Raw genomic sequence first — 25883 nt, 5'->3', positions numbered from 1 at the left:
TGGGGGATATATGGGAAATAGAATAAATTACACTATTAAACAGTTACCACTAGATGAAAGACCAAGAGAAAAACTATTTGAAAAAGGACCAAGTGAATTATCAAATACTGAATTATTAGCTATAATAATTAGAACTGGAAATAGAAAACAATCAGCAATAGAACTCGCTAGAAATGTTTTGGATTTAGATAAAGATGGGCTTGATTTTTTAAAAAATTCTACAATTCAAGAATTGATTCAACTTGAAGGAATTGGGAAATGTAAATCAGCACAGATATTAGCAGCAGTAGAACTAGGTAAAAGAATATGTTCAAAAGAAGTAAAAAGACCTACAAAAATCACGTGCCCAAGTGATGTATGTGAATTTATGATGGAAAATATGAAAGAATATAAAAAAGAATTTTTTAGAACAATAATGTTAGATACTAAAAATAATATAATATGTTATGAAGATATTTCAGTAGGAAGTCTAAATGCTTCTATAGTTCACCCGAGAGAAGTGTTTAATAGAGCAATTAAAAGGAGTAGTGCTTCCGTAATTCTTGTACACAATCATCCAAGTGGTGATCCAACACCAAGTAAAGAGGATATTAATATTACAATGAGGTTAATTGAAGCTGGAGAAATTTTAGGAATACGTGTACTTGACCATATTATAGTTGGCAATAAAAAATACGTGAGTTTAAAAGAAGAAGATATAATATAGAAGGTAAGAGAGGAGCAAAAGAAGAAGATGGGATTTTTAGGAATGTTTTCAAAGGATATGGGTATTGACTTAGGTACTGCCAATACTCTTGTTTTTATAAAAGGTAAAGGTATTGTGGTAAGAGAACCATCTGTTGTTGCAATACAAACGAAATCAAATGAGGTATTAGCTGTAGGTGCAGAGGCTAAAAGAATGATAGGTAGAACACCTGGAAATATAGTAGCCATTAGACCTATGAAGGATGGTGTAATTGCAGATTTTAATGTCACAAAAAGTATGATAGAGTATTTTCTAAAAAAAGCAAATGGTAAGAAAAGTTCTCTTTCACAACCAAGGGTAGTTGTATGTGTACCTTCTGGTGTTACTGAAGTTGAAAGAAAAGCAGTAGAAGAAGCAGCTGAACAAGCTGGAGCAAGAGAAGCATTTCTTATAGAAGAACCGATGGCAGCTGCAATAGGTGCTAATTTGCCAGTACAAGAACCAACAGGAAGTATGGTTGTTGATGTTGGTGGAGGAACTACTGAAGTTGCAATTATTTCTCTAGGTGGAATCGTAACAAGTAAATCTATTAGAGTTGGTGGAGACGAATTAGACGACTCTATTGTTCAGTTTATAAAAAAACAATATAATTTAATGATTGGTGAAAGAACAGCTGAAAATATTAAGATAGAGGTGGGTTCTGCACTACTCAGAGATAGTGGAAAAGGAAGTTTATCAAGTGAATCTAAAATGAAAATAAGAGGTAGAGATTTAGTTTCAGGACTTCCAAAAGTAGTAGAAATAACAGCTAATGAAATTGAAGAAGCCCTTAAGGAGCCCGTATCTAATATAATTGAAGCTATAAAATTCACATTAGAAAAAACACCACCAGAACTTGCAGCTGATATTATGGATAAAGGAATAATGCTTACTGGAGGGGGAGCATTATTGGATGGATTAGATAGACTTGTAAAAAGAGAAACTGGTATGCCAGTAAATATTGCAGAAGATCCGTTAGATTGTGTAGTGCTTGGAACAGGAAAATCAGTAGAAGATATTGATATGTTAAAAAGAGTTTCTACTAGTTCAAAAAGAAGATAAGTGGTGATATAAATGTCTGTATTTAAAAAGTATGGAGGCAGAATGATAGTAGCTATTGTTACTATCATTCTGCTTATAACTATTGGGATAACTGCTAAAGATAGAGAAAAGATAAGTATAATAGAAAACAAAGTAGGGAAGATTATCACTCCAGTTCAAGGTTTTTTTTACAAAATAGGTGAAACTGTTACAGATAGGTTTTCTTCTTTAGGAGATTATATTAATACAAAGGAAAAAAATGACCAACTTAAGAAGAAAATAAAAGTATTAGAAGAAAAGAATCGTGATATGGAAGATGTAATCGCAAGAAAAGAATTTTTAGAAAACGAGATTAAATTAAAAGAACAATCAGATTATTCAATGATAGAGGCTAGAATTATATCAAGAGATCCTGAAAATTGGTTCAATAAATTTATAATAAATAAAGGATCAAATGATGGTATAAAAAAAGATGCTGCTGTAATACAAGCTATAGAAACCCAAGATGGTATAGTAAAAGAGGGATTAGCAGGTATAGTAATAGAAGTGGGAGATAATTGGTCTAAAGTTTTGCCTATTACTGATAGTGGAAGCAGTGTTAGTTATAAAGTTATAAGAACACAGGATTTTGGTGTGGTAAATGGTACAGTTGATAATATGATGCAAGGCTTTTTATTTGATATAGAAGCTGATGTAAGAAAAGGAGACAAGGTTATTTCTTCAGGTATGGGAGAAGTTTTTGTTCCAGGAATTTTTATAGGCGAAATAACAGAAGTCAAAGTAAAGGAAGAGGAACTAAAAAAAGAAATACAAGTTAAGCCAGCAGTTAATTTTAAAAAAATAAATGATTTATTTGTAATTAACAAACAAGATAGTAAATAAAAAAGGGGTTTAAAAATTGAGGACTTTTAGTTTAATTGTTCTATTTATATTAAGTTTTATATTACAATCCACATTATATCAATATGTAAGTATATTTGAAGTAATACCTAATACTAATTTGATTCTTATTATTTTAGTATCATTATTTACTAATAAGAAAGTAGGAGGAGTGTCTGGATTATTAGTAGGTTTAGCTCAAGATTTATTATTTGGAAATGCTATAGGTATTCATGCTCTTATATATTTTTTAATTGGATATTTAATTGGAGCAACTAATTCTAATGTTTCAAAGGAAAATTTTATTATACCTTTTATATACACCTTTATGTTTACTATGATATCAAATATTATGTTTTTCTTTATGTATTATTTCTCAGATGTAGATATTACATTTATAGGCATGATAAAAAACATTGCTCTTTTAGAGTCTATATATAATTCTATACTTTCAATATTTATATATAATTTTATAAAGAAATTATTTGTATCTCCTAGCTTGCATTTTGGTAGAAGGGATTGATATAAATGGAAAAATTGATTGATAAACTTAAAAATAGATATTCTTTACTTATAATAATAATAACTGTAATTTTTTCCATTATGGCATTTAAATTAGCAGAAATAACAATTATACATGGTGATGAATACAGAGAAAAAGCAGATAATACCAAGGTTAAAAAAATTCCAACTCCTGCACCACGAGGTAACATTTTAGATGTAAATGGAAAAGTACTTGCTGAAAATAGAACAGGGTTTACTGTTCAAATAATGAAAGATGAGTTTATAGAAAATGATAAAAATGTATCAAGTATAAAAATAATGTCTTTATTGGAAAAGCAAGGGGAAAATTACATAGATGAGTTCCCTATAACCTTGAGTTCTATAGATTATAAAAATGAAAAAGATTTCTTTGAAGCAGATACAAATATTACAGATGATATAGCAGAACTATTAATACAAAATGGATTAGTTGATGATTTATTAGATATGACTTATGAACATATAACTGATTTTAATGAATATAGATTTTCCGTAGCTAATCGTGCTTTATCTGCATTAAATGAAGCTAAAGAAGTTTTGAAACTACCAATAAAAATAGATTATAAAGATGGAAAAGTAGATTATAAATATAAAGAGGGAGAAGATATAGAATCTTGGAAAGAAGAATTGAATCTTAGTAAAACAAAAAATCCTAAATCAGATATAATTCAACTATTGTTACGTGACAATGAAAGGGTTAAATCTCTTATCAGTCATCCTATAGTTAGAAAATTCTCTTATGAACTCTTAGATAAAAAAGGAAAAGTAAACAACTACAAATTAGTTGATTATAAATTTTCTTTTGATAATGATTATAGAGATATTAAAAAAAATCTAATGACTCATATAGAAACAGAAATGTTATCTTTAATAGATGATGGATTGACTGAAGAAGCTGAGTTAGAGTTATTTGGAGAAATAAAACCTAAGGGGACTGAAGCGCAAAAGGAAAACACAATAAATCAACTTAAAAATAAATATCCTAATATCTATCCTTCAATAAGTTTTGAAACTTCAGCTAAACAAGATTTTATAACACTTTTAAAGTACAGAAATTTTAAAGATATGATGATCTTTGGTTATGAAAAAGAAGGTGAAAGTACGACTTTAGGACTAGAATTATTGAGTTATTTAAATAATAAAAATGTAGAAATTCCATTTATATATGCTCCTGATGATGGAAATATATTTGAATTTACAAATGACAAAGAGAAAAATAAATTTATAAATAAAAATAATTTACAAAAAGATATATCTGCAGATGCAGCTATAGAGATATTCATAAAAGAAGAAAAATTATTTGATGAATTTGTAATTTTAGATGATATTAAGGTTAATACTCAGAGTTTTCTTTTACAATATATTAATCCAAAGATATCTATATCTAAGTGGGAATATACCTCATTAATTGATAAAGAAAAATGGATTGAGAGTAAAAATATAAAAAAATATAAAGATGCAGAAGATGTATTTGAAAAACTAGTAGAAAAATCAAATATAGATAAAGATAAAAATATAACAAATGAATTAAATATTTATGAAAAAAGATTTATACTTTTATTAAATGACTTATTGACTAAACAAGGATATAGAGCCTATGAACCTATAACTATAGCTTATAATATAAAAGACGAGACTGTAGCAATGATTAAAGAAAGAAATATGTATTTTCCAGGAATTAAAACTTCTCTAGAACCATTGAGATATTATCCTATGGGTGAAACAGCTGCTCACACATTAGGTTATCTTGGAAAAATATCTCAAGCTGATGAAATAGATCAATATATTAATAAAGGCGATTATTCTAGAAATGATATTATAGGTAAAACAGGTATTGAAAAAGAATTTGAAGATTACTTAAATGGCAAAGATGGCCATAAACTGATAGAAGTAGATGCGTTTGGAAATACTCATAAAACTAATGGTGAAGAAGCTCCAGTTCCAGGAAATAATGTTAAGCTTACTATTGATTATGATTTACAAAAAAAAGCTGAAGAGTCATTAAAAGAGACTATAGAAAAACTTCAAACTGGTGGCACATATGAAAGTGAATATGGTAATTATAAATTTAATAAACCATATAGAAATGCAAAATCTGGAGCTACTGTTGCATTAAATGTAAAAACAGGCGAAGTTTTAGCAATAGCAAACTATCCGTCATATGATCCAAATCTTTTTTCTACAGGAATTACATTAAGTGATTATGAAAACCTTAGGCCTGAAAATGAAAAAGATCCATTAGCTCCAAGGCCTCTATTTAATATGGCTCTTAGGAGTACTATACCACCAGGTTCTAGTTTTAAAATGTTACCAGCACTTGCAGGACTTGAAAAAGGGCTTAATCCATATGAGAAGGTAAATTCATTAGGATATGTAGATCTAGGTGGTGGCACAAAACCTGCATGTTGGATTTGGAATGATTATAGAGGTACACATGGACCAACTAATATGTATGAAGCTATAGAAAAATCTTGTAACTATTATTTTTATACATTAGCTGCAGGCAAAAATTTAAGAACTAATAGAAAATTTGGTGTACAAGTTACAGTAGAAGATATGAGAAATATGTCAAAACAATTTGGTTTAAATGAAAAGACAGGTATTGAAATTCCTGAGGAAAAATCTGGTAGAGTTCCAAATGAAGAAGATAAATTAGTAGGAGCTAATTTAAGACTTAAATCTTTACTTGAATCTAAAAAAGAAAGTTTAGTAGAAGGAAAAAAACTTAAAGATAAAGATATTGATGAATTTATGGATATATTTTCTGAATGGGCAAATAGAGAAAATATGTCTGCTAAAGAAGTTATAGATGAATTAGAAAGATTAGATGTAGTTGAAGAAGAAATGTCATCTCTTAAAGACTATTTAGTGTATACTTATTTTAGGGAAGCAAGATTTAAATTAGATGATGCCCTTTATACTTCTATTGGTCAAGGTCAGAATGCTTATACTCCTATACAAATTGCTAATATGGTTTCAACTATAGCAAATGGTGGTTATAAGAATGAACTTACTATTATTGATGATATAACAAGTTATGATGGAAAAGATATAGGTTATGAGAAAAAACAAAAAAGAGAAAGAATAGAATTAAAAGATTATAACTATCTTGAAGAAATTAAAAAAGGTATGCTTCAAGTTGTAGAGCGTGGTTCAGTAAAACGTATATTTAATAATTTTCCTGTAAAAGTAGCAGGTAAAACTGGTACAGCTCAGGCAGGTAAAAATCCTGTAACAAAAAATGATTATGATAATTATGCATGGTTTGTTGGATTTGCTCCTTATGATGATCCAGAAATTGCTGTAGCAACAGTAATTTTTCAAGGAGGTAGTGGTGGTAATTCTGCTCCAATTACAAGAGATATAATAGGACATTATTTGGAAGTAAATAAAGATAAAAAAGAAGAAAAATAAAATAGTAATATATTACTATTTTATTTTTTTTAAATATTTTTGCAGGAATTTTTGATTAAAGGTAGAATAGTTAATAAGTAGTGCCGAATTTTTGGAGGTAAAGATATGAGCCAAGATATAATTAGTTTTAAAGGCAATAAAAATGGTATCTATATACAAATAAATGAATTAGAATTTAGAGTTATAAAGCAAGAGCTGATTAAAAGACTTGAAGATACCAAAGACTTTTTTAAAGGTGTTAAAGTTATAGATATAAAAGGTGGAAATCTTACAGATATAGAAATTGCTGTTTTAACCAATATAATTGAAGAATTTGATATCAAAGTAGATATGATTCCAGCTGAAAATGAAAAAAGTATTGAACAACCATTTAAGGGAATTGATACTGGAAAAACTAAATTTATAAGACATACTTTAAGATCAGGTCAGAGAGAAGAATTTGATGGAAATATTGTTATTTTAGGAGATACAAATCCAGGTTCAGTAGTAGTTGCAAAAGGTAATATTATTGTGATGGGTTCACTAAGAGGCATAGCTCATGCTGGAAGTGATGGTAATATAGACTCAATTGTGGCAGCTTTTAAAATGAAACCAACTCAACTAAGAATAGCAGATACAATTTCAAGGAGTCCTGATAAAGATTTATTAAATCCTAAATGGCCAGAAATTGCAAAGATACAAGATGATAAAGTTGTTATTGAACCGTACTTACAAAAAAATAATTGAATGGAGGCAAATAGATGAGTGAAGTTATTGTTGTGACATCAGGAAAAGGCGGAGTAGGTAAAACTACTACCTCTGCTAATATAGGTACAGGACTTGCTATGCAAGGAAAAAAAGTAGTGGTAGTTGATGCAGATATAGGGTTAAGAAATTTAGATGTAGTTATGGGCTTAGAAAATAGAATTGTTTATGATATAGTAGATATAGTGGAAGGTGTTTGTAGGTTAAAGCAAGGACTTATAAAGGATAAAAGATACGATGGTTTGTTTCTTTTACCTGCAGCCCAAACAAAAGATAAAACAGCTATATCACCTGCGCAAATGCAGGATTTAACAGAAGAACTAAAAAAAATATTTGATTATATAATAATAGATTGTCCAGCAGGTATTGAACAAGGATTTCAAAATGCTATATCAGGAGCTGATAGAGCTATTGTAGTCACTACACCTGAGATATCAGCAGTAAGAGATGCAGATAGAATAATTGGTTTATTAGAGGCTAAAGGTCTTCATGAGCCAAAACTTATTATAAATAGAATTAGAAATGATATGGTTAAAAGAGGAGATATGATGAATATAGATGATATGATAGATATATTGGCAATTGATCTCCTAGGTGTTGTTCCAGATGATGAATCTATAGTTATATCTACAAATAAAGGAGAACCTGCAGTAACTGATGATAATTCTCTTGCAGGAAAAGCTTATAGAAATATATCAAAGAGAATTCAAGGTGAAGAAGTTCCATTGCTTAACTTAGATGTAGATGAAAGTATGTTTACTAAATTAAAGAAGATATTTTTTGGTAAAAAATAGAAAGGGGGATAAAATTGGATTTATTTAAACTTTTCGGTAAGACAAATAATAAAAGTAAAAGTGTTGCTAAGGAGAGACTAAAATTAGTACTTATTCATGATAGGACAAATGTATCACCAAAGTTCTTAGAAATGGTAAAAGGAGATATTATCAATGTTATATCAGATTATATGGTAATTGATGAAGAAGGTCTTGATATACAGTTTACTAGAACTAGAAGAGAATCTGACAATAGTCCAATACCTGCTCTAGTTGCTAATATACCAGTTTTAAAAATGAAAGATAAGGATATAAAATAATATCAAATCACAAGATAAGAGGTAGAGATTATGAATATTGCACTTATTGCACATGATAAAAAGAAAGATGATATAGTTAGTTTTGCTATAGCATATGAAAAAGTTTTAAAAAAACATAATTTATTTGCCACTGGTACTACTGGGCTTAAGATAAGTGAGAATACTACATTGGATATTAAAAGATTTAACTCAGGGCCTTTAGGTGGGGATCAACAAATTGGAGCTATGATAGCTGTAAATAATATGGATATAGTTATATTTTTTAGAGATCCATTAACTGCTCAACCTCACGAGCCAGATGTATTGGCACTTCTTAGGTTATGTGATGTTCATAGAATACCATTAGCTACTAATATGGGAAGCGCTGAATTATTAATAAAAGGCATGCAACGAGGAGACCTTTCTTGGAGAAAAAACAAAAAAACAATCTGATCAATTGATCAGATTGTTTTTTTGTTTTTTCCTTTTTGTAATAAATCAGCTATAAGTTAAATAATTATAGTAGTGATAAAACTTTATAAGGTAGGGGTTAAACATGAATAATAAAATATTTAATAAAAAAAGAAAATATAATACAAAGACTAAAAAGCATAAAGATAGTTATAGAAAACTATTTGTTCAGACTTTTTTTTGTATATTAATTGTAATTGCAATAATTATTATAAAATTATTCAATGTAAACTCAGGTAATAGTGCTATAAAAGTTGTTAAATACTATTTAGAAAATGATAGAAATATAAAATCAGATACGCTATTAGTAATAGATAAAATAAGTACTAAAGAGGTTTTTAATAATTTATTAAAAAAAGAGAGTTCTAAATATATTTTTCCAGTATCGGGAAGTATATATAGAGACTATGGAATTTATGAAAAGTCAGATAATATTCAAGTGTTTAATAAAGGAATAGATATTGTAGCCAATAATGAAAAAGTAAAATCTATAGCAGATGGTATGATAATAGAGGTAGGAAAAGATAGTGTATATGGTAAATTTATCGTAATAGAGCATGAAGAATATAAAGCAAAATATTATGGATTAGATATTATAAATAAACAAATTAATGATAAGGTGAAAAAAGGAGAAGAATTAGGAACTATAAAAAGAAATAATGAAAATTTAGATTTTAGAATTGAAATATATGAAAATGATGAGCCTATAGATCCATTAGAAAACTTAGAGTTTACAAATGAAGATATACTACTTATTTGATTGGAAGGTCAGATATGAAATTATTTTCAATTAAAAATATAGACATAAAGGTCAATCTGACTTTAATACCCATAACTTTATTAATGTATTTAAATGAATATATTATTGAGTTTAGTATATTGTTTCTAATATTAACAATACATGAAATTGCACATTTAATTTTTTCATTGATAAACAAAGTAAAGGTTAAAGAGTTAAATATATTTCCATTAGGTGCTATAATAAAATTTGAATATCCTTTAGGAATCGATCCTATAAAAGAAATAATTATTAGTTTAGCTGGACCAATTGTTAATATGATATTATTTATAATTTCTTATATTTTATTTATTAATTTTACTCATATAAATTTGTTAGATCTTTTTGTAGAAATAAATTTTATGTTGTTTATTGTAAATATACTACCTATATTACCTCTAGATGGAGGGAGAGTTTTAAGAGCACTATTATATATGCATGGAGGATTCAAGTTTGCTCATAAAATAGTTCGAATAATTGGAAAGATAAGTTTAATGATATTATTTATCATAGGATTATTATATACTAGGGATATATTTGAAATAATTATGTTATCTTTTGTTATTATCTATTTAGCAAAGGCTGCCACAGCTGAAAATGAAATGGCAGCCTTTATTTTAACTAGAAGTCTAATAAGAAAAAAAATACAACTAAAAAATAAAGCAATGATGAAAACACATTTTTTAATTGTATTAGAAGGAACGCAATTAAAATCTATTTTCGATATAATATTACCACATAAATATAATATTATATTTATTATAGATGAAAAAGGGAAATTTTCAGGTAATATAAGTGAAGAATGTTTTTTTGAAGGTCTAATTAGAAATGGTATAAATGAAAAAATAGAAACACTACTAATATCTATTAAAAAATGATAAAATATAGTAAAATGAAATAATATTTGTTGATATTATATGGAAAAAATTTAACTTAAGGATGATTAAAATGATTGAACAAAAAACATTAGATAAAATATTACTTAAAGTAGAAAAACCTGCTCGGTATATAGGTAATGAACAAAATATTTATATTAAAAAAGAAGAAGATATAGAGACTAGATTTGCATTTGCATTTCCAGATATTTATGATGTTGGCATGAGCCACTTAGGGTTACATATTTTATACAATCTTTTAAATAATGAAAAAGGAATTTACTGTGAGAGAGTGTTTGCTCCGTGGATAGATATGGAAGAACAAATGAGAAAAATAAATATTCCACTTTTTTCACTAGAAACTAAAACTCCTTTAAAAGATTTTGATTTTATTGGATTTACTTTACAGTATGAAATGAGTTATACAAACATATTAAATATGTTAGATTTGTCAAATATAGCTTTAGAATCTTCTAATAGAGATGAAAAAGATCCTTTTATAATAGCAGGAGGACCTTGTGCTTATAACCCTGAGCCCTTAGCTGATATTGTTGATTTTTTTGTAATAGGTGAAGCAGAGGAAACTATATTAAAAATTATGAAAAAATATAAACAAATGAAACAAAAGGCAATGACTAGAAAAGAATTTTTAGAATCAATAGTCAATATAGAAGGGATATATGTTCCATCTTTTTATGAGGTTAAATATAAAGAAGATAATACTATAGAAAAAATGATACCTAAAAAGAAGAATTATCCGAGTAAGATAAAAAAAGTAATACAAAAAAATCTAGATGAAACATATTATTTAGACAAGATGATAGTACCTTTTATTGAAACTGTACATGATAGGGTTATTTTAGAGATTTTTAGAGGATGTACTAGAGGATGTAGGTTTTGTCAAGCAGGTATGATTTATAGACCTGTAAGAGAGAGAAGTGTAGAGAATTTATTAGAACTTGCAAAAAAATTAATTAAATCAACAGGGCATGAAGAAATTTCATTATCTTCACTTAGTACTAGTGATTATTCTGATCTGGAAAACTTAGTTATTAGATTAATGGATGAATTTAAGGAAGATAGAATAGGACTTTCCCTTCCATCCCTTAGGTTAGATTCATTTTCTTTAGATTTAATAGAAGAAATTCAAAAGGTTAGAAAAACTGGTCTTACATTTGCTCCAGAAGCAGGGAGTCAAAGATTAAGAGATGTAATAAACAAGGGAATAACTGAAGAAGATTTAATAAACTCATGTAAAGATGCATTCAAAATGGGTTGGTCAACTGTTAAATTGTATTTTATGATAGGGTTGCCTACTGAAACAAAGGAAGATTTAGAGGGAATAAAGAATTTGGCTTATAAAGTTAGAGAAGAGTTTTTTAATCAACCTAAAGATAGTATGAAAGGTAATCTTAAAATTACAACATCTGCATCTTGTTTTGTACCTAAGGCATTTACTCCATTTCAATGGCATCCTCAAAATAGTTTAGATGAATTTAAGGAAAAGCAAGAGTATCTTAAAAAGATTATAAAAGATAAAAAAATTAAATTCAATACTCATGATGCTGAAACAAGTTTTCTTGAAGCAGTTTTTGCAAGAGGAGATAGAAGAGTTTCAAAGGTTCTTATTCATGCATTTAAAAATGGTGCTAAGTTTGATGGATGGAGAGATCAATTTAAATATGATGAATGGATAAATGCTTTTGCTGAAACAGGTGTAGCCCCAGAATTTTATGCTAATAGAGAAAGAGGCTATGGAGAAGTGTTACCTTGGGATTTTATAGATATTGGTGTTACAAAATCATTTTTAATAAGAGAAAATGAACGCTCAAAAGCTGGAGAAATAACCCCTAATTGTAAAGTTAGTTGTAGTGGCTGTGGTATACAAAAGGATTTCAAAGGGGGATTATGTTAATGTTAAAATTACGAGTTAAATTTAAAAAATATTCTCTTATAAGATATATATCACATTTAGATCTTATGAGGTTATTTCAGAGAGCCTTTAGGAGAGCAAATATACCTGTAGAATATTCTAAAGGGTTTAACCCTCAACCTAAATTTTCTTTTGCTACAGCCCTTGCATTAGGCCTTACAAGTGATGGTGAATATATGGATATAGAATTACAAGAAGAAATAGCTCCAGAGAAATTTACAAAGGATATGAATGATGTTCTTCCAGAAGGTGTTGAGATTTTAGAAGCTCATTATACTGATGATAAAAAATCTTTGATGTCTATAATTAAATCTTCTAGTTATATAATTGAATTAATTCCATTAGAAAATTCATCTAAAAAAAGTATATATGAAACAATAAATAACTTTAAAAGAAAAAAAGAAATATATATTACTAAGAGTAAAAAAAAGAAAGGTAGAACAATAGAAAGGGAAGTAGATATTAGAAAAAATATATATGAATTAGATATTATTTTATATGAGAGTGATAGAATAATTTTAAAAACACTACTAAAAACCGGTAGTACAGGGAATTTGAAACCTGAACTTTTAATAAAGGCTTTGATTAAAGAAGGTTTACAGGTAGATGATGTAGATTTTAATATTCACAGATTAGATTTATTTACTGAGGACCCAAAATGGGAGTGATTTAATGAACAAAATAATAATTGATGTTGGAACATATGAAGATAGGGTAGCAGTTTTAGAAGAAGATGAACTTACGGAGATATTTCATGAAAAAAAAGATAAAAACAAAATACAAGGAAATGTGTATAAAGGAAGAGTGGTAAATGTTTTGCCTGGTATGCAGGCAGCTTTTGTCGATATAGGACTTAAGAAAAATGCTTTTCTTTATATAAAAGATGCTACATCAAAAATACAGTATAGAAATGGTGTAGACTATAAAAACCTATCAATAAAAGAAGTGTTAAAACAAGGACAAGAATTAATAGTTCAGGTTATAAAAGAGCCCTATGGTTCAAAAGGTGCACGAGTAACTACTCATATAACTTTACCTGGAAGGTATTTAGTATTGATGCCTTATAATACTTATATTGGCGTTTCAAGAAAGATAAATAGTGAGAATGAAAGGGAAAGGTTAAAAGAATTAGCATCTAAAGTACAACCAGAAGATATGGGTTTAATACTTAGAACTGCTTCAAAAGATAAGTCTTATGAAGATTTAAAATCAGATATAGATTACTTATTAGATATATTTCATATGATAATGAAGGAAAAAAATACTGGGACATGTCCAAGAATAATATATAAAGATTTAGATTTACCTAAGCGTACTATTAGAGATATATTTACTAAGAAAATTGACCAAGTATTTATAAATGATAGAGATAAGTATGAAGAATCTATAAAAATGATTGAATTTATGAGTCCTAAATTAAAAAATAGAATTTATTATATAGATAGTAAAGATGATTTATTTAATGAATTAGAGATTAACTCACAAATAGAATCTGCTCTTGAAAGAAAAGTATGGCTTGAAAGTGGAGGATATTTAGTAATTGATGAAACTGAAGCTCTTACTTCTATAGACGTAAATACTGGAAAATTTGTAGGGAGCATAGATTTAAAAGATACAGTATTTAAGACCAATATGGAAGCTGCAAAAGAAATTGCAAAACAATTAAAACTTAGAAATATAGGTGGAATAATAATAATTGATTTTATTGATATGTTTAATTCTACAGATGAGCAAGAGTTATTAGATTCATTTAAAAGTGAGTTAAAAAAAGATAGAACAAAGACTACAGTAATTGGTATGACTGGATTAGGATTAGTAGAGATGACTAGAAAAAAAAGTAGAAATAAACTCTCAACTCAAATTTTAGAATCTTGTCCTTGTTGTAATGGGACAGGAAAAATAAAATCTAATGGTTTTTTAATTGCAAAGATTGAAAAAGAAATAAATAGGATAAAAAATAATACTTCAGCAAATGCTATATTATTTGAATTAAGTACTTATAAATATAAAGAAATAATTAAAAATTATAGCCAAAAAATAAAATCTATTCAAGAAGAAAATAATATAAAAATATTTTTTCAAGAAAATAATGATTTGAAAATTGATGAATTAAAAAATAAAAAGATAGGAAAACTAGAAAATTTTATTGACAAATATTTAGAAATTTGATAAAATACTATTCTGTAAGTAGCCGCACAAATTAGGTTTTAAACGAAAGTACCTACATTTGGCGAGACTGGTTTGAGGAGGTGTATGTTTAATGTATGCAGTAGTAGAAACTGGAGGAAAACAATATAGAGTTCAAGAAGGTGATACTTTATTTGTTGAGAAGATTGCTGGAAATGAAGGAGATAGTATCAAATTTGATAAAGTATTACTTGTATCTAATGATGGTGATGTGAAAGTAGGCAAGCCATTTATAGAAGATATGACTGTTGATGCTTCAATAGTAGAGCATGGAAAGTCAAAGAAAATAATAGTATATAAATTTAAAGCAAAGAAAGATTATAGAAGAAAGCAAGGGCATCGTCAACCTTATACAAAAGTTAAAATTGAAAAAATTAATGCTTAGTGGTATTTATGACAAAAGTTGAATTTTTTCAAGATAAAAAAAGTAATATACTTGGATATATTATAGATGGACATACAGGTTATGATGAATATGGTAAAGATATAGTTTGTGCAGCTGTTTCAGTACTTGCACAAACCGGGGTAATATCTTTACAAAGAAATTTAAAATTAGAAAATCTAACTTGTGTTATAAAAGATGGTTATATTCAAGTGGAGTTACCTAAAAAAATTAATGACGATGATTTTAAAAACGCACAAATAGTTTTAAAAACAGTATTAGTCGGCATAGAAAGTATAATGGAATCCTATTCAGGTTATATAACCCTAAAATACAGGGAGGTGTAATGATGTTAGTTATGAATTTACAATTATTTGCTCATAAAAAAGGGGTAGGTAGTTCAAAAAATGGTCGTGACAGTGAGTCTAAAAGACTTGGTGTAAAGAGAGCTGATGGACAAAATGTACAATCAGGAAATATATTAGTTAGACAAAGAGGTACTAAAATTCATCCAGGATTAAACGTTAAAAAGGGTGGAGACGATACTTTGTTTGCTATAGTAAATGGAGTAGTTAAATTCGAAAGAAAAGGAAAAGACAAAAAGCAAGTTAGTGTTTACCCACAATAAGCTATTGTCAAAATAAGATCTACCTATTAGGTAGATCTTTATTTTTTTATAGTGAATAATTTATAGTTATTTGAGGTAAAAATTACATAAGGGTATAAAAAGTAATTATAAATGAGGATGATGAAGATGTTTATAGACAAAGCTAAAATATTTGTAAAAGGCGGAAATGGTGGTCATGGAGCCGTTGCATGGAGAAGGGAAAAGTATGAACCATCTGGTGGTCCTGCTGGAGGAGATGGAGGACATGGTGGAAATATCATATTGAATGTGGATGAGGGACTTAGAACATTAATGGATTTAAAATTTAAAAAGCATTTTAAAGCTGAATCTGGTGAAAATGGAAAGTCTAAAAGACAATATGGTAAAAAAGGAGAAGACTTAATAATAAATGTACCACCTGGAACAATTGTAAAAGATGAAGAAACAGGAAGAGTTATTGCTGATTTGACAGAAGAAAATCATACATTTGTAGTAGCAAAAGGTGGTAGAGGTGGTAAAGGTAATGCTAAATTTGCTAATTCAACACGACAAGCTCCAAGGTTTGCTGAAGGTGGGACAAAGGGAGAAGAAAGATGGATATTATTAGAGTTAAAATTACTTGCTGATGTTGGGCTTATAGGATTTCCTAATGTAGGAAAGTCTACATTTCTTTCTATTGTATCAGCAGCAAAACCTAAAATAGCTAATTATCATTTTACTACTATAAATCCAAATTTAGGAGTAGTAAAATTAAACGATGCTAACAACTTTGTAATAGCTGACATTCCAGGGCTTATAGAAGGTGCACATGAAGGAACTGGTCTTGGACATGAATTTTTAAGGCATATTGAAAGAACTAAACTTTTAGTTCATATGATAGATATTTCTGGCCAGGAAGGTAGAGATCCTATTGAAGATTTTCATAAAATAAATAAAGAGTTAAAATTATATAATGAAAAATTATCAAATAGACCACAAATTGTAGTAGCAAATAAAAGTGATTTAAATTCTACTAAAGATAATTTTCCTGAGTTTAAAGAAGAAATAGAAAAATTAGGATATGATGTATATAAAATATCTGCAGCTACAAAAGATGGTGTTAAACAACTTATATATACAATCAGTAAATTACTTAAGGAAATTGGTGATTTGGAGCCTATAATAGAAGTTGAAGAAGATATTAAATTATATGGCTTAGACGATGATAAAAAAGATATAGTAGTTAGAAAAGAAGATGATGAATATTTTGTGGAAGGGTCAGTTGTTGAAAAACTTATGGATTCAACTAATTTAGATGATTTAGACTCTACTAGATACTTCCAAAAAAGATTAAGAGATTTAGGAATAATTGATAGATTAAGAGAACTTGGAATAAATGAAGAGGATTCTGTAAATATATGTGGATATGAATTTGAATTCTTTGAATAAAATAGATTAAAATAAAGAGGTGAAAAAATGATAACAGGAAAACAAAGAAGTTTTTTAAAGAAAAGGGCTCATAATATGGACTCTATACTTCAAATAGGTAAGAATGGTATATCTGATAATTTAATAGATCAAGTTGATGAAGCACTTGAAGCTAGAGAATTAATTAAAATAAATGTTTTAAATAATAGCTTTTCAGATCCAAAAGAATTAGCTAATGAATTAGCAGAAAAAACTAATTCTGAATTTGTTCAAAGTATAGGAAATAAAATAGTACTCTATAGAGAATCAGAAGAAAATAAAAAAATTAAACTACCTAAATAATGTATATTTAAAATGACTCCAGTTAAGAATAATAAAAATATCTCTTTAAAAGGAGTTGTGGCCAAATTGGATAATATTGAAAAATTAAAAAGGCTATATGAAAAAGGGTATAAATGTATAAGATATGAAGATGATGAAGATGGTAAATTTAAAATGTATTTTAAAAACTTTGAAAAAGAACAAATAGAAGATATAAATTCTACTAATACAAGTGAAATAAATGTTTTAAAAAGTTTTGTAGATAAAAACTAATCCTCCAATTGGAGGATTAATTTTTATTCTTTTTAAATCTAATATATAATGTATATAGATTGGAGTGATATTATTATGAAGATAAAGAAAATAGGAGTAATGGGAGGAACATTTAACCCTATACATATTGGTCACTTAATGATTGCAGAACAAAGTAGAAAAAAATTTAATTTAGATAAGGTGATATTTATTCCTACTGGAAGCCCACCTCATAAAGATGAAAGAAAATTAGCAAATTCTTTAGATAGATATATAATGACAATACTTGCTACATCTAATAATAATAATTTTATAGTTTCAGATATAGAAACTAATAGAGATGGAACAAGCTATACTGTGGATACTTTAGAACTACTTTCTAAAAAATACAATGATTCAGAGCTTTTTTTTATAACAGGTGCTGACTCAATACTTGATATAGAAAATTGGAGAGATACTGATAGACTTCTTAATATATGCACTTTTATTGCAGCTACGAGACCAGGTTATAATGTAGATAATGTAATGGATGAAATAAAAAAACTTGAAGAAAAATATAATAAAAAAATTAGTTATCTAACAATTGCTCCTATAGATATTTCATCTACACAAATAAGAAAAAGAATATTCAAAAATGAAACTATAAAGTACATGACACCAGATCCTGTTATAAATTACATATATAATAAGAATCTTTATAAATAATGGAGGAAATTATGAAAATAGAAGAAATGAAAAATATATTAAAAAAGGATATAGATAAAGAAAGATATAAACATACTATTAGAGTAGCAGAAACTGCTATAGAACTTGCAAAGCATTACAAAGTAGATACAGAAAAAGCTTATATTGCAGCTCTTTTACATGATTCAGCTAAATATAAAGGCAAAGATACTTTATTGAAAAAAGCCCAAGAATTTGGTATAATTTTAGATACTGTAATGAAAAATAACCCTCATTTGATTCATCCTTTTTTAGGAGCAAAATTAGCCGAAGTTAAATATAATATATTAGATGAGGATATATTAAATGCAATTAAATATCATACAACAGGTAGAAAAAATATGAGTATTTTAGAAAAAATAATTTTTATAGCAGATTACATTGAACCAGGTAGAAACTTTCCAGGACTTGAGAAAATAAGAGATACTTCATTTAAAGATATTGATTTGAGCATTATTCTTGCTATGGATAATACACTCAAATATATAATTAATAAAGGATGGCTTATACATCCTAATACTATTGAAACTAGAAATAGCTTAATTTTTAAAAGAAATAAGATTATATAGGAGGTTAGGATTTGAAAAAAAATAATGATAAGTTATCATTAGTTATAAATGCTGCAGATGATAAATTAGCCCATGATATTGATGTATTAGAAGTTACTGAACTTACAAGTGTAGCAGATTATTTTGTGATTTTAAGTGGTAAAAATGAAAGACAAGTAGTTGCAATAGCAGATTCAATAGAAGATAAATTAAGTGAAAATAAATATGATTTACGTTCAAAAGAAGGATATAGATCAGGAAGATGGATATTATTAGATTATGGAGATATAATAATTCATATATTCCATAAAGAAGATAGAGAATTTTATAATCTTGAAAGACTGTGGGCAGATGGAAAGAAAATTAATATTGACAATTATGTTAGTTAATATATAATATTTATAACATATAATTTAAGATAGAATTATAAAGAGTAGTAAGTAATAAAAAAATTATAGAGAGTCAACATTTGGTGAAAGTTGATATTTTTGATTTACTGAACTTGCTTTAGTTTTTAGACTGGTCTCCATTAGAAGACTTCTAAGTGGGCTTTATAGCCAATTAGGGTGGTACCGCGAGTAACTTCTCGTCCCTATCTATATAGATAAGGATGAGAAGTTTTTATATTTCAAATAAAAACCTATAAGGAGTGAAGAATATGTCTTATAATTTTAGTAAGATTGAAAAAAAGTGGAAAAATAAATGGGAAGATGAAAATTCTTTTGAGTCATTTAGAAATGATAAACAAAAATATTATCAATTAGAAATGTTTCCTTATCCTTCAGGTCGTATTCACATGGGGCATGTGAGGAATTATTCAATAGGTGATGTAGTAGCAAGATTTAGAAGAATGCAAGGATATAATGTCTTACATCCTATGGGATGGGATTCATTTGGACTTCCTGCAGAAAATGCTGCAATTAAACATGGAATACATCCAAATAAATGGACATTAGAAAATATTGACGATATGAGAGAGCAATTAAAAGAAATAGGCCTTAGCTATGATTGGAATAGAGAAATAGCTACATGTTCTCCTGATTATTATAAGTGGACTCAAGAATTTTTTATAGAAATGTATAATAAAGGCTTAGCATATAAGAAGAATTATGCTGTTAATTGGTGTCCATCTTGTGAAACAGTATTGGCAAATGAACAAGTTGTAAATGGACAGTGTGAGAGATGTGATAGTGAAGTTGGAAAAAAAGAACTTGATCAATGGTATTTTAAAATTACAGATTATGCTGAGAGGTTATTAGAAGATATAGAAAAGTTAGATGGATGGCCTGAAAAAGTAAAATCTATGCAAAAAAATTGGATTGGTAAAAGTGAAGGTGCAGAAATTAATTTCAAAATAAAAGATTTTGAAGATGAGTTAAATGTATTTACAACTAGACCTGATACAATATATGGTGTTACTTATATGGTTTTAGCCCCAGAGCATCCATTGGTGAATAAAATAGTAATAGGTACAGAATATGAAGGAAAAGTAAATGAATTTAAAAAGAAATTAGAGCATATGTCTGATATAGATAGAACATCACTTGATACAGAGAAAGAAGGAGTATTTACAGGAAGATATGCTATAAATCCTTTAACAAATAAAGAAATCCCTATATATATAGCTAATTATGTATTAATAGATTATGGTACAGGGGCAATAATGGCAGTACCAGCTCATGATGAAAGAGATTTTGAGTTTGCAAAAAAATATAATTTAGATATAACAAGAGTAATAGCGGAGAAGGGTAAAGAAGCAGAAGAGCTAAAAGTAGTTTATACTGATAAGGGCGTAATGGTAAATTCTGATAAATTTAATGGCTTAGACAATGAAAAAGCTAGTAGAGAAATAACTAATTATATAGAAAAAGAAAAGATAGGTACCAAAACAATAAATTATAGACTTAGAGATTGGTTAATATCCAGACAAAGATATTGGGGTACACCTATTCCAATGATTTATTGTGAAGATTGTGGTATAGTACCTGTACCTAAAGAAAGTTTACCTGTGGTATTACCTACAGATGTTGAGTTTAGCGGAAAAGGAGAATCTCCATTACTTACAAGTAAAGAATTTGTTCATACATCTTGTCCTAAATGTGGTAAAAAAGCAAAAAGGGAAACTGATACAATGGATACATTTGTAGATTCTTCTTGGTATTTCTTAAGATATACTGATTCTAATAATAGTGAAAAAGCATTTGATAAAGCTAATGCAAAATATTGGATGAAAGTTGACCAGTATATAGGTGGAGTAGAGCACGCAATTTTACATCTATTGTATGCAAGATTCTTTACAAAAGTTTTATATGATATGGATATTTCTCCTGTAGATGAACCATTTAAAAACTTACTTACTCAAGGAATGGTATTAAAAGATGGAGCTAAAATGTCTAAATCCAAAGGAAATGTAGTAAGTCCTGAAGAAATTGTAAGTAATTATGGTGCAGATACAGCAAGATTATTTGTGCTTTTTGCAGCTCCACCAGAAAGAGACTTAGAGTGGAATGATCAAGGGGTAGAAGGATGCTTTAGATTTTTAAACAGAGTGTATAGATTAGTAGATGATACAAAAGATATATGTATGAATAATAAATCTTTTGACTTTGATAAATTAAATAAAATAGAGAAAGAATTTAATTATTCATTAAATAATACAATTAAAAAAGTAACAGAAGATATAGACCAAAGATTTAACTTTAATACAGCTATTAGTGCTATAATGGAACTTGTTAATGATACTAATAAATTTAGAGAAAGCAAAGATAATGAAAACAAGAATAAATTATTGTCTAAGGCAATTGAAAATATTGTTGTTTTACTTGCTCCATTCTCGCCTTATATAGCAGAAGAATTATGGAGTATGATAGGTAATGACAAAAGTGTCCACAGTGTTAATTGGCCAAAATATGATGAGAAAGCTTTAATTAAAGATGAAGTTGAAATAGTGATACAAGTAAATGGAAAAGTAAGAGGTAAAATAATGGTGAGCGCTGACATTTCAAAAGAAGAATTAGAGAAGAAATCGTTAGAGATTGAGAAAGTTAAAAATATGATATCAGGAAAAGAATTAAGAAAGGTTATAGTTATACCTAAAAAATTAGTAAATATTGTTGCAAATTGATGAGGTGAACAAATGACTAATACAAATATACATCCTCTATTATTTAATATGGTTCCATTAGTAGAAGGGATATCTAAAACTCTTGGAAGTAATTGTGAAGTAGTTTTACATGATTTAAATAATCCTACTCACTCAGTAATAGCAATATCAAATGGTCATGTAACTGGTAGAGAAATTGGTAGTCCAATGACAGAAAAAGGACTTAAAGCAATAAAGAATCAGGAATTCGAAAAAAATTTGATAAAATACAAAACTATTACTAATGATGGAAGGACATTAAAATCCTCCACTTTATTTATTAAAGATGAATCAAATAATGTAGTAGGATGTTTATGTATAAATGTAGACATATCTGAATTTATTGTAGCAAAAAAAGTTATATCTGAATTAACACAAACAATAGATGAAAGAGAAGGAAACATCCAAGAAATTTCAGAGAACTATTTTAAAAATGTAAATGATATTTTATATAGTTTAGTTAAAGAAGTATTAGAAAACAAATCAAAACCTGTATCTTATTTATCAAGAGATGAAAAAATAGAAATAGTAAATGAATTAGAGAAGAAAGGAATTTTTTTAATAAAGGGATCAGTAGAATATTTAGCTGATAAGTTATGTGTTTCTATATATACAATTTATAATTATTTAGATGAAATAAGAAGACAAAAATAAAGTACGAGAGTTCTCGTACTTTATTTTTGTTATATATTATAATTTTTACTTTTATAGCGTCTTCTTTTCTTAGCACGTCTCCTTAATATATTTATTCTCCAAAATAATAACAATAAAATAGTACCTATTATCCACCATATATTTATACTGTTAAATAATGAAATGTCAGCTACATTAGGATAAGAACCTACTAAATTAATACTTTCAGCAGATATAATATTTGCTGTTTTAATTGTCTCGCCATTTAGAATATATTCAACGTTTCCTAATACTTGTCCCTTTTCAATAGGTGCTTTTATATTGTCATTTATATTTACTTTTTTAGAAATTTCACCTTCAATATTATTCTTTATAGGAGTAGTAACATTTTCTCCAATGACTCCAGTAACGTATTTTTTATTTCCATTTTCAATTTTGATATTTTTTATAAATTCATTTTTAAATCCAAGTAACTTTTTATCAAAATTATTAAGACCATAATTTAAAAGTTTATGAGTGTCAATCCATAAATTATTTCCAGCTGACTTTAGAACTACAGATATCAAAAGCCTTCCATCTTTTTCTACTGCAGATACAACAGAATTACCAGCTTGTTCAGTATAACCAGTTTTTACTCCTATAGCACCATCATATTTTATTTCAGTATTTTTTCCATCGACATTTATTTTTTTAGTACTATATAATAGTTTATTCTCAGAATGCATAATTCTTTTTTCAGTTTTAATATTAGTTGGTTCTATGGTATATTTATAATTTTTTACTATATTTCTAAATTGATCATTTTGCATTCCATATTTTGCAATCATAGCTAAATCATAAGCAGTTGAAAAATGATTATCATCATGTAGACCACTTGGATTTACAAAGTTAGAATTAAGAGCACCTATTTCTTTAGCCTTTTTATTCATCATTTTTGCAAAACTTTCAACATCACCAGCCATATCTTTTGCAATTACTACAGCAGCGTCATTAGCGGATTCTATTAATGTAGCATTTAATAATTCCTTAAATCTTAACTGTTCTTCGGGTTCTAGAGCTATATGTGTACCATAAATTTCATAAGGAGTATTATCATCTACTGTTACCAATTTATCCATATTTCCCTGTTCAATAGCAAGTATTCCAGTTAACATTTTTGTAGTACTAGCAGGATACATTTTTTTATGTATATTTTTTTCAAATAATATATCTCCAGTTTTACCATCAATTAAAATAGCAGCTTCTCCATTTATATCTTCTTGAGCAAGATTGCTATTTTCTCCATAAACAATTGAATTATAATTAAATACTGAAAGCATAATTATAATCATTATAATTTTTTTCAAAAATATCACCTTCTTATATCTAGATATACTATAGTATAACAGAAAATCATCAAAAATTTAAATGAATTTTATATATATTTAAATTTAATAGAATATTTTAGAGGAAAATGTATCTTTATATAGAATAATAATTATTATATTCTATCTGGGGAGGAGATAATTATGATAAGCTTTACAAGAAAGGAGCAAATAGTTATACTTATATTAGTTGTATTTGTAATAGGTATAATAGGATTTAATTTAATATTCAAAGATAAAAATGAAATTACTTATGAAGAAATAGAAGATGAAGATATTGTCGAAGGTAGAGAAGTGAAAAATGGAGATTATGAGAAAGATGAAGAAGGAATAGAAGAAATAGTAATACATATTAGTGGAGCAGTAAATAAATCAGGGATATTTACTTTGAAATCTAATAGTAGAATAAATGATGCAGTTTTAGCTGCTGGAGGGCTTACTGATGAAGCTGATATGGATAGAATAAATTTAGCTAAAAAAATAAATGATGAAGAAAAAATTCATATTTATAAAATAGGAGAAGAACAATTAACTCAAGATACAAATAATAGTACCAATGCAAATGGTTTAGATTCAACTGAAGAAAATATTGAAAAGATAAATATAAATACAGCAGATATTACACTTTTAGAATCATTACCTGGAATAGGAAAAGTTAAAGCGAATAATATTGTTGAATATAGAAAAAACAGTAAATTTAAAAGTATAGAAGATATCATGAATGTTGATGGTATTGGACAAAAGACATTTCAGAATATAAAAGACAAATTAACTATATAGAAAGGAAGTATATATATGAAAGATGAATTAAGACTTACTCAAATGACTGCTGCATCTGGTTGAGCAGCTAAAATAGGTCCTGAGACCTTGGCACAAGTTTTGTGTCATATACCTAAAAATATTGATCCTAATCTAATAGTTGGAATAGATACATCAGATGATGGAGCTGTATATAAAATCAATGAAGATACTGCAATGATTCAAACAGTTGATTTTTTCACACCAGTTGTAGATGATCCTTATACATTTGGGCAAATAGCTGCAGCAAATTCTTTAAGTGATGTTTATGCTATGGGAGGGGATCCTAAGTTAGCAATGAATATTATTGCATTCCCTAATTGTTTATCTACAGAAGTTATGACAGAAATTTTAAAAGGGGGAAATGATAAAGTTTTAGAAGCAGGAGCTTTGATAGTTGGAGGACATACAGTAGAAGATGATGAACCAAAATATGGACTTACTGTAACAGGGTTTATACATCCAGAAGATGTTGTAACAAATAGTAATTTGAAAGAAAATGATTATTTAGTTATTACTAAACCACTAGGACTTGGAATATTAAATACAGCTATAAAGGCTGATATGGTAAGTAGTGAAGGCTATAATAAAGCTGTAAAAACAATGACTACACTTAATAAGAAGGCAAAAGATGCTATGATTGAAGTAGGAGTAAATAGTTGTACAGATATAACTGGTTTTGGTCTTTTAGGTCATGCATTAGAAATGGCTAAGGGGAGTAATAAAACTATAAAGTTTTCTTCAGAAAGAATACCTTATATAAAAGAAGCTTATGAATTAGCAAATATGGGGATAATACCGGAAGGTGCTTATACAAATAAATCGTTTATAGGAAATAGTGTAAAGATAAGTGAAAATGTTTCTGAACCATTAAAGGATATGATGTTTGATCCTCAAACATCAGGTGGATTACTAATATCAGTTTCTGAAGAAAAAATAAATATGTTAATGGAACAATTAAAGAAACTAGATACAGAGTATGATATAATAGGAAGAGTTTCTAAAAAACAAGAGCATTATATAATTGTAGAATAAAGGGTGAAAT

28 protein-coding genes and 1 other annotated feature are annotated in these 25883 nt (G+C 27.7%); of the genes, 27 read left to right on the top strand and 1 reads right to left on the bottom strand.

Annotated features, from left to right (window positions below; all coding sequences use genetic code 11):
* Nucleotides 1-10: 10 nt before the first annotated feature.
* The 25 genes from radC (at nucleotide 11) to D3Z33_RS02475 (ending at nucleotide 22697) form a co-directional block, all read left to right on the top strand.
* Nucleotides 11-706 carry a RadC family protein gene (gene radC, locus D3Z33_RS02595; RefSeq protein WP_160196226.1) on the top strand — a complete coding sequence of 232 codons (696 nt, stop codon included), beginning with the start codon at nucleotides 11-13 and terminating at the stop codon, nucleotides 704-706.
* A gap of 27 nt (nucleotides 707-733) precedes the next feature.
* Nucleotides 734-1786 carry a rod shape-determining protein gene (locus tag D3Z33_RS02590; RefSeq protein ID WP_279279053.1) on the top strand — a complete coding sequence of 351 codons (1053 nt, stop codon included), beginning with the start codon at nucleotides 734-736 and terminating at the stop codon, nucleotides 1784-1786.
* 12 nt (nucleotides 1787-1798) lie between these two features.
* Nucleotides 1799-2647, top strand: a complete 849-nt coding sequence (gene mreC / locus D3Z33_RS02585; RefSeq protein ID WP_160196225.1) for a rod shape-determining protein MreC — start codon at nucleotides 1799-1801, stop codon at nucleotides 2645-2647.
* 16 nt (nucleotides 2648-2663) lie between these two features.
* Complete coding sequence (gene mreD / locus D3Z33_RS02580; RefSeq protein ID WP_160196224.1) at nucleotides 2664-3167, top strand: rod shape-determining protein MreD; 504 nt, start codon at nucleotides 2664-2666, stop codon at nucleotides 3165-3167.
* A gap of 5 nt (nucleotides 3168-3172) precedes the next feature.
* The gene (locus D3Z33_RS02575; RefSeq protein WP_160196223.1) at nucleotides 3173-6601 is read left to right on the top strand and encodes a penicillin-binding transpeptidase domain-containing protein; all 3429 of its coding nucleotides are present in this window, start codon (nucleotides 3173-3175) and stop codon (nucleotides 6599-6601) included.
* Nucleotides 6602-6706: 105 nt separating this feature from the next.
* Nucleotides 6707-7327, top strand: coding sequence for a septum site-determining protein MinC (locus D3Z33_RS02570; protein WP_160196222.1), 621 nt, complete (start codon nucleotides 6707-6709; stop codon nucleotides 7325-7327).
* A gap of 14 nt (nucleotides 7328-7341) precedes the next feature.
* The gene (gene minD / locus D3Z33_RS02565) at nucleotides 7342-8139 is read left to right on the top strand and encodes a septum site-determining protein MinD (RefSeq protein ID WP_160196221.1); all 798 of its coding nucleotides are present in this window, start codon (nucleotides 7342-7344) and stop codon (nucleotides 8137-8139) included.
* 8 nt (nucleotides 8140-8147) lie between these two features.
* The gene (gene minE, locus D3Z33_RS02560) at nucleotides 8148-8438 is read left to right on the top strand and encodes a cell division topological specificity factor MinE (RefSeq protein WP_130806552.1); all 291 of its coding nucleotides are present in this window, start codon (nucleotides 8148-8150) and stop codon (nucleotides 8436-8438) included.
* Between the two features lie 30 nt (nucleotides 8439-8468).
* On the top strand, nucleotides 8469-8870 hold the full coding sequence (gene mgsA / locus D3Z33_RS02555; protein WP_160196220.1) for a methylglyoxal synthase: 402 nt from the start codon (nucleotides 8469-8471) through the stop codon (nucleotides 8868-8870).
* A gap of 103 nt (nucleotides 8871-8973) precedes the next feature.
* Nucleotides 8974-9648, top strand: coding sequence for a murein hydrolase activator EnvC family protein (locus tag D3Z33_RS02550; RefSeq protein WP_160196219.1), 675 nt, complete (start codon nucleotides 8974-8976; stop codon nucleotides 9646-9648).
* A gap of 14 nt (nucleotides 9649-9662) precedes the next feature.
* Complete coding sequence (locus tag D3Z33_RS02545) at nucleotides 9663-10544, top strand: site-2 protease family protein (protein ID WP_160196218.1); 882 nt, start codon at nucleotides 9663-9665, stop codon at nucleotides 10542-10544.
* A gap of 70 nt (nucleotides 10545-10614) precedes the next feature.
* Nucleotides 10615-12456: a TIGR03960 family B12-binding radical SAM protein gene (locus tag D3Z33_RS02540; RefSeq protein ID WP_160196217.1), complete on the top strand. Its 1842-nt coding sequence runs from the start codon at nucleotides 10615-10617 to the stop codon at nucleotides 12454-12456.
* A complete protein-coding gene (locus D3Z33_RS02535) occupies nucleotides 12456-13142 on the top strand; it encodes a TIGR03936 family radical SAM-associated protein (RefSeq protein WP_160196216.1) in 687 nt (228 codons plus the stop codon). Before D3Z33_RS02540 ends, D3Z33_RS02535 begins: the two co-directional genes overlap by 1 nt.
* 4 nt (nucleotides 13143-13146) lie before the next feature.
* Nucleotides 13147-14643, top strand: coding sequence for an Rne/Rng family ribonuclease (locus D3Z33_RS02530; protein WP_160196215.1), 1497 nt, complete (start codon nucleotides 13147-13149; stop codon nucleotides 14641-14643).
* A 91-nt stretch (nucleotides 14644-14734) separates the two neighbouring features.
* Nucleotides 14735-15046 (top strand): 50S ribosomal protein L21, encoded by a 312-nt coding sequence (gene rplU / locus D3Z33_RS02525; protein ID WP_160196214.1) that lies wholly within the window; start codon nucleotides 14735-14737, stop codon nucleotides 15044-15046.
* 8 nt (nucleotides 15047-15054) lie between these two features.
* On the top strand, nucleotides 15055-15390 hold the full coding sequence (locus tag D3Z33_RS02520; protein ID WP_160196213.1) for a ribosomal-processing cysteine protease Prp: 336 nt from the start codon (nucleotides 15055-15057) through the stop codon (nucleotides 15388-15390).
* Nucleotides 15391-15392: 2 nt separating this feature from the next.
* Nucleotides 15393-15671, top strand: a complete 279-nt coding sequence (gene rpmA / locus D3Z33_RS02515) for a 50S ribosomal protein L27 (protein ID WP_130806561.1) — start codon at nucleotides 15393-15395, stop codon at nucleotides 15669-15671.
* Nucleotides 15672-15797: 126 nt separating this feature from the next.
* Entirely contained in the window at nucleotides 15798-17078 is a 1281-nt protein-coding gene (gene obgE, locus D3Z33_RS02510) for a GTPase ObgE (RefSeq protein WP_160196497.1), read from the top strand.
* Between the two features lie 27 nt (nucleotides 17079-17105).
* Nucleotides 17106-17399: a ribosome assembly RNA-binding protein YhbY gene (gene yhbY, locus D3Z33_RS02505; RefSeq protein WP_160196212.1), complete on the top strand. Its 294-nt coding sequence runs from the start codon at nucleotides 17106-17108 to the stop codon at nucleotides 17397-17399.
* A 66-nt stretch (nucleotides 17400-17465) separates the two neighbouring features.
* On the top strand, nucleotides 17466-17651 hold the full coding sequence (locus D3Z33_RS02500) for a hypothetical protein (RefSeq protein WP_160196211.1): 186 nt from the start codon (nucleotides 17466-17468) through the stop codon (nucleotides 17649-17651).
* Between the two features lie 75 nt (nucleotides 17652-17726).
* A complete protein-coding gene (gene nadD / locus D3Z33_RS02495; RefSeq protein WP_243153399.1) occupies nucleotides 17727-18335 on the top strand; it encodes a nicotinate-nucleotide adenylyltransferase in 609 nt (202 codons plus the stop codon).
* Nucleotides 18336-18346: 11 nt separating this feature from the next.
* A complete protein-coding gene (gene yqeK, locus D3Z33_RS02490; protein WP_160196209.1) occupies nucleotides 18347-18922 on the top strand; it encodes a bis(5'-nucleosyl)-tetraphosphatase (symmetrical) YqeK in 576 nt (191 codons plus the stop codon).
* An 11-nt stretch (nucleotides 18923-18933) separates the two neighbouring features.
* Complete coding sequence (rsfS, locus tag D3Z33_RS02485) at nucleotides 18934-19290, top strand: ribosome silencing factor (RefSeq protein ID WP_160196208.1); 357 nt, start codon at nucleotides 18934-18936, stop codon at nucleotides 19288-19290.
* Between the two features lie 25 nt (nucleotides 19291-19315).
* Nucleotides 19316-19498: a binding site (T-box leader), on the top strand.
* 61 nt (nucleotides 19499-19559) lie between these two features.
* Nucleotides 19560-22025 carry a leucine--tRNA ligase gene (gene leuS / locus D3Z33_RS02480; protein WP_160196207.1) on the top strand — a complete coding sequence of 822 codons (2466 nt, stop codon included), beginning with the start codon at nucleotides 19560-19562 and terminating at the stop codon, nucleotides 22023-22025.
* Between the two features lie 12 nt (nucleotides 22026-22037).
* Nucleotides 22038-22697, top strand: coding sequence for a helix-turn-helix transcriptional regulator (locus D3Z33_RS02475; RefSeq protein ID WP_160196206.1), 660 nt, complete (start codon nucleotides 22038-22040; stop codon nucleotides 22695-22697).
* Nucleotides 22698-22726: 29 nt separating this feature from the next.
* On the opposite strand, the gene D3Z33_RS02470 is transcribed toward D3Z33_RS02475, so the two are convergent.
* Entirely contained in the window at nucleotides 22727-24022 is a 1296-nt protein-coding gene (locus D3Z33_RS02470) for a D-alanyl-D-alanine carboxypeptidase family protein (protein ID WP_160196205.1), read from the bottom strand.
* A gap of 162 nt (nucleotides 24023-24184) precedes the next feature.
* Between D3Z33_RS02470 and D3Z33_RS02465 the strand changes: the two genes are divergently transcribed.
* Together D3Z33_RS02465 and selD are read left to right on the top strand one after the other, a co-directional pair.
* Nucleotides 24185-24820, top strand: coding sequence for a DUF655 domain-containing protein (locus D3Z33_RS02465; RefSeq protein WP_160196204.1), 636 nt, complete (start codon nucleotides 24185-24187; stop codon nucleotides 24818-24820).
* 15 nt (nucleotides 24821-24835) lie between these two features.
* On the top strand, nucleotides 24836-25873 hold the full coding sequence (gene selD / locus D3Z33_RS02460; protein WP_160196203.1) for a selenide, water dikinase SelD: 1038 nt from the start codon (nucleotides 24836-24838) through the stop codon (nucleotides 25871-25873).
* The last annotated feature ends 10 nt before the right edge of the window (nucleotides 25874-25883 follow it).

The sequence above is a fragment of the Senegalia massiliensis genome (assembly GCF_009911265.1).
Taxonomy (GTDB): Bacteria; Bacillota; Clostridia; order Tissierellales; family SIT17; genus Anaeromonas; species Anaeromonas massiliensis_A.
This window is presented reverse-complemented; position numbering and strand designations above follow the sequence as displayed.

Excerpts from the sequence above, each read along its gene's own strand:
- mreC (WP_160196225.1), top strand. The coding sequence starts at position 1,799 with ATGTCTGTATTTAAAAAGTATGGAGGCAGAATGATAGTAGCTATTGTT.
- D3Z33_RS02520 (WP_160196213.1), top strand. The coding sequence starts at position 15,055 with ATGACAAAAGTTGAATTTTTTCAAGATAAAAAAAGTAATATACTTGGA.
- D3Z33_RS02570 (WP_160196222.1), top strand. The coding sequence starts at position 6,707 with ATGAGCCAAGATATAATTAGTTTTAAAGGCAATAAAAATGGTATCTAT.
- rpmA (WP_130806561.1), top strand. The coding sequence starts at position 15,393 with ATGTTAGTTATGAATTTACAATTATTTGCTCATAAAAAAGGGGTAGGT.
- obgE (WP_160196497.1), top strand. The coding sequence starts at position 15,798 with ATGTTTATAGACAAAGCTAAAATATTTGTAAAAGGCGGAAATGGTGGT.
- D3Z33_RS02465 (WP_160196204.1), top strand. The coding sequence starts at position 24,185 with ATGATAAGCTTTACAAGAAAGGAGCAAATAGTTATACTTATATTAGTT.
- yhbY (WP_160196212.1), top strand. The coding sequence starts at position 17,106 with ATGATAACAGGAAAACAAAGAAGTTTTTTAAAGAAAAGGGCTCATAAT.
- minD (WP_160196221.1), top strand. The coding sequence starts at position 7,342 with ATGAGTGAAGTTATTGTTGTGACATCAGGAAAAGGCGGAGTAGGTAAA.
- radC (WP_160196226.1), top strand. The coding sequence starts at position 11 with ATGGGAAATAGAATAAATTACACTATTAAACAGTTACCACTAGATGAA.
- D3Z33_RS02550 (WP_160196219.1), top strand. The coding sequence starts at position 8,974 with ATGAATAATAAAATATTTAATAAAAAAAGAAAATATAATACAAAGACT.
- D3Z33_RS02590 (WP_279279053.1), top strand. The coding sequence starts at position 734 with ATGGGATTTTTAGGAATGTTTTCAAAGGATATGGGTATTGACTTAGGT.
- D3Z33_RS02540 (WP_160196217.1), top strand. The coding sequence starts at position 10,615 with ATGATTGAACAAAAAACATTAGATAAAATATTACTTAAAGTAGAAAAA.
- mgsA (WP_160196220.1), top strand. The coding sequence starts at position 8,469 with ATGAATATTGCACTTATTGCACATGATAAAAAGAAAGATGATATAGTT.
- nadD (WP_243153399.1), top strand. The coding sequence starts at position 17,727 with ATGAAGATAAAGAAAATAGGAGTAATGGGAGGAACATTTAACCCTATA.
- yqeK (WP_160196209.1), top strand. The coding sequence starts at position 18,347 with ATGAAAATAGAAGAAATGAAAAATATATTAAAAAAGGATATAGATAAA.
- D3Z33_RS02475 (WP_160196206.1), top strand. The coding sequence starts at position 22,038 with ATGACTAATACAAATATACATCCTCTATTATTTAATATGGTTCCATTA.
- D3Z33_RS02535 (WP_160196216.1), top strand. The coding sequence starts at position 12,456 with ATGTTAAAATTACGAGTTAAATTTAAAAAATATTCTCTTATAAGATAT.
- D3Z33_RS02530 (WP_160196215.1), top strand. The coding sequence starts at position 13,147 with ATGAACAAAATAATAATTGATGTTGGAACATATGAAGATAGGGTAGCA.
- rplU (WP_160196214.1), top strand. The coding sequence starts at position 14,735 with ATGTATGCAGTAGTAGAAACTGGAGGAAAACAATATAGAGTTCAAGAA.
- D3Z33_RS02575 (WP_160196223.1), top strand. The coding sequence starts at position 3,173 with ATGGAAAAATTGATTGATAAACTTAAAAATAGATATTCTTTACTTATA.
- D3Z33_RS02545 (WP_160196218.1), top strand. The coding sequence starts at position 9,663 with ATGAAATTATTTTCAATTAAAAATATAGACATAAAGGTCAATCTGACT.
- leuS (WP_160196207.1), top strand. The coding sequence starts at position 19,560 with ATGTCTTATAATTTTAGTAAGATTGAAAAAAAGTGGAAAAATAAATGG.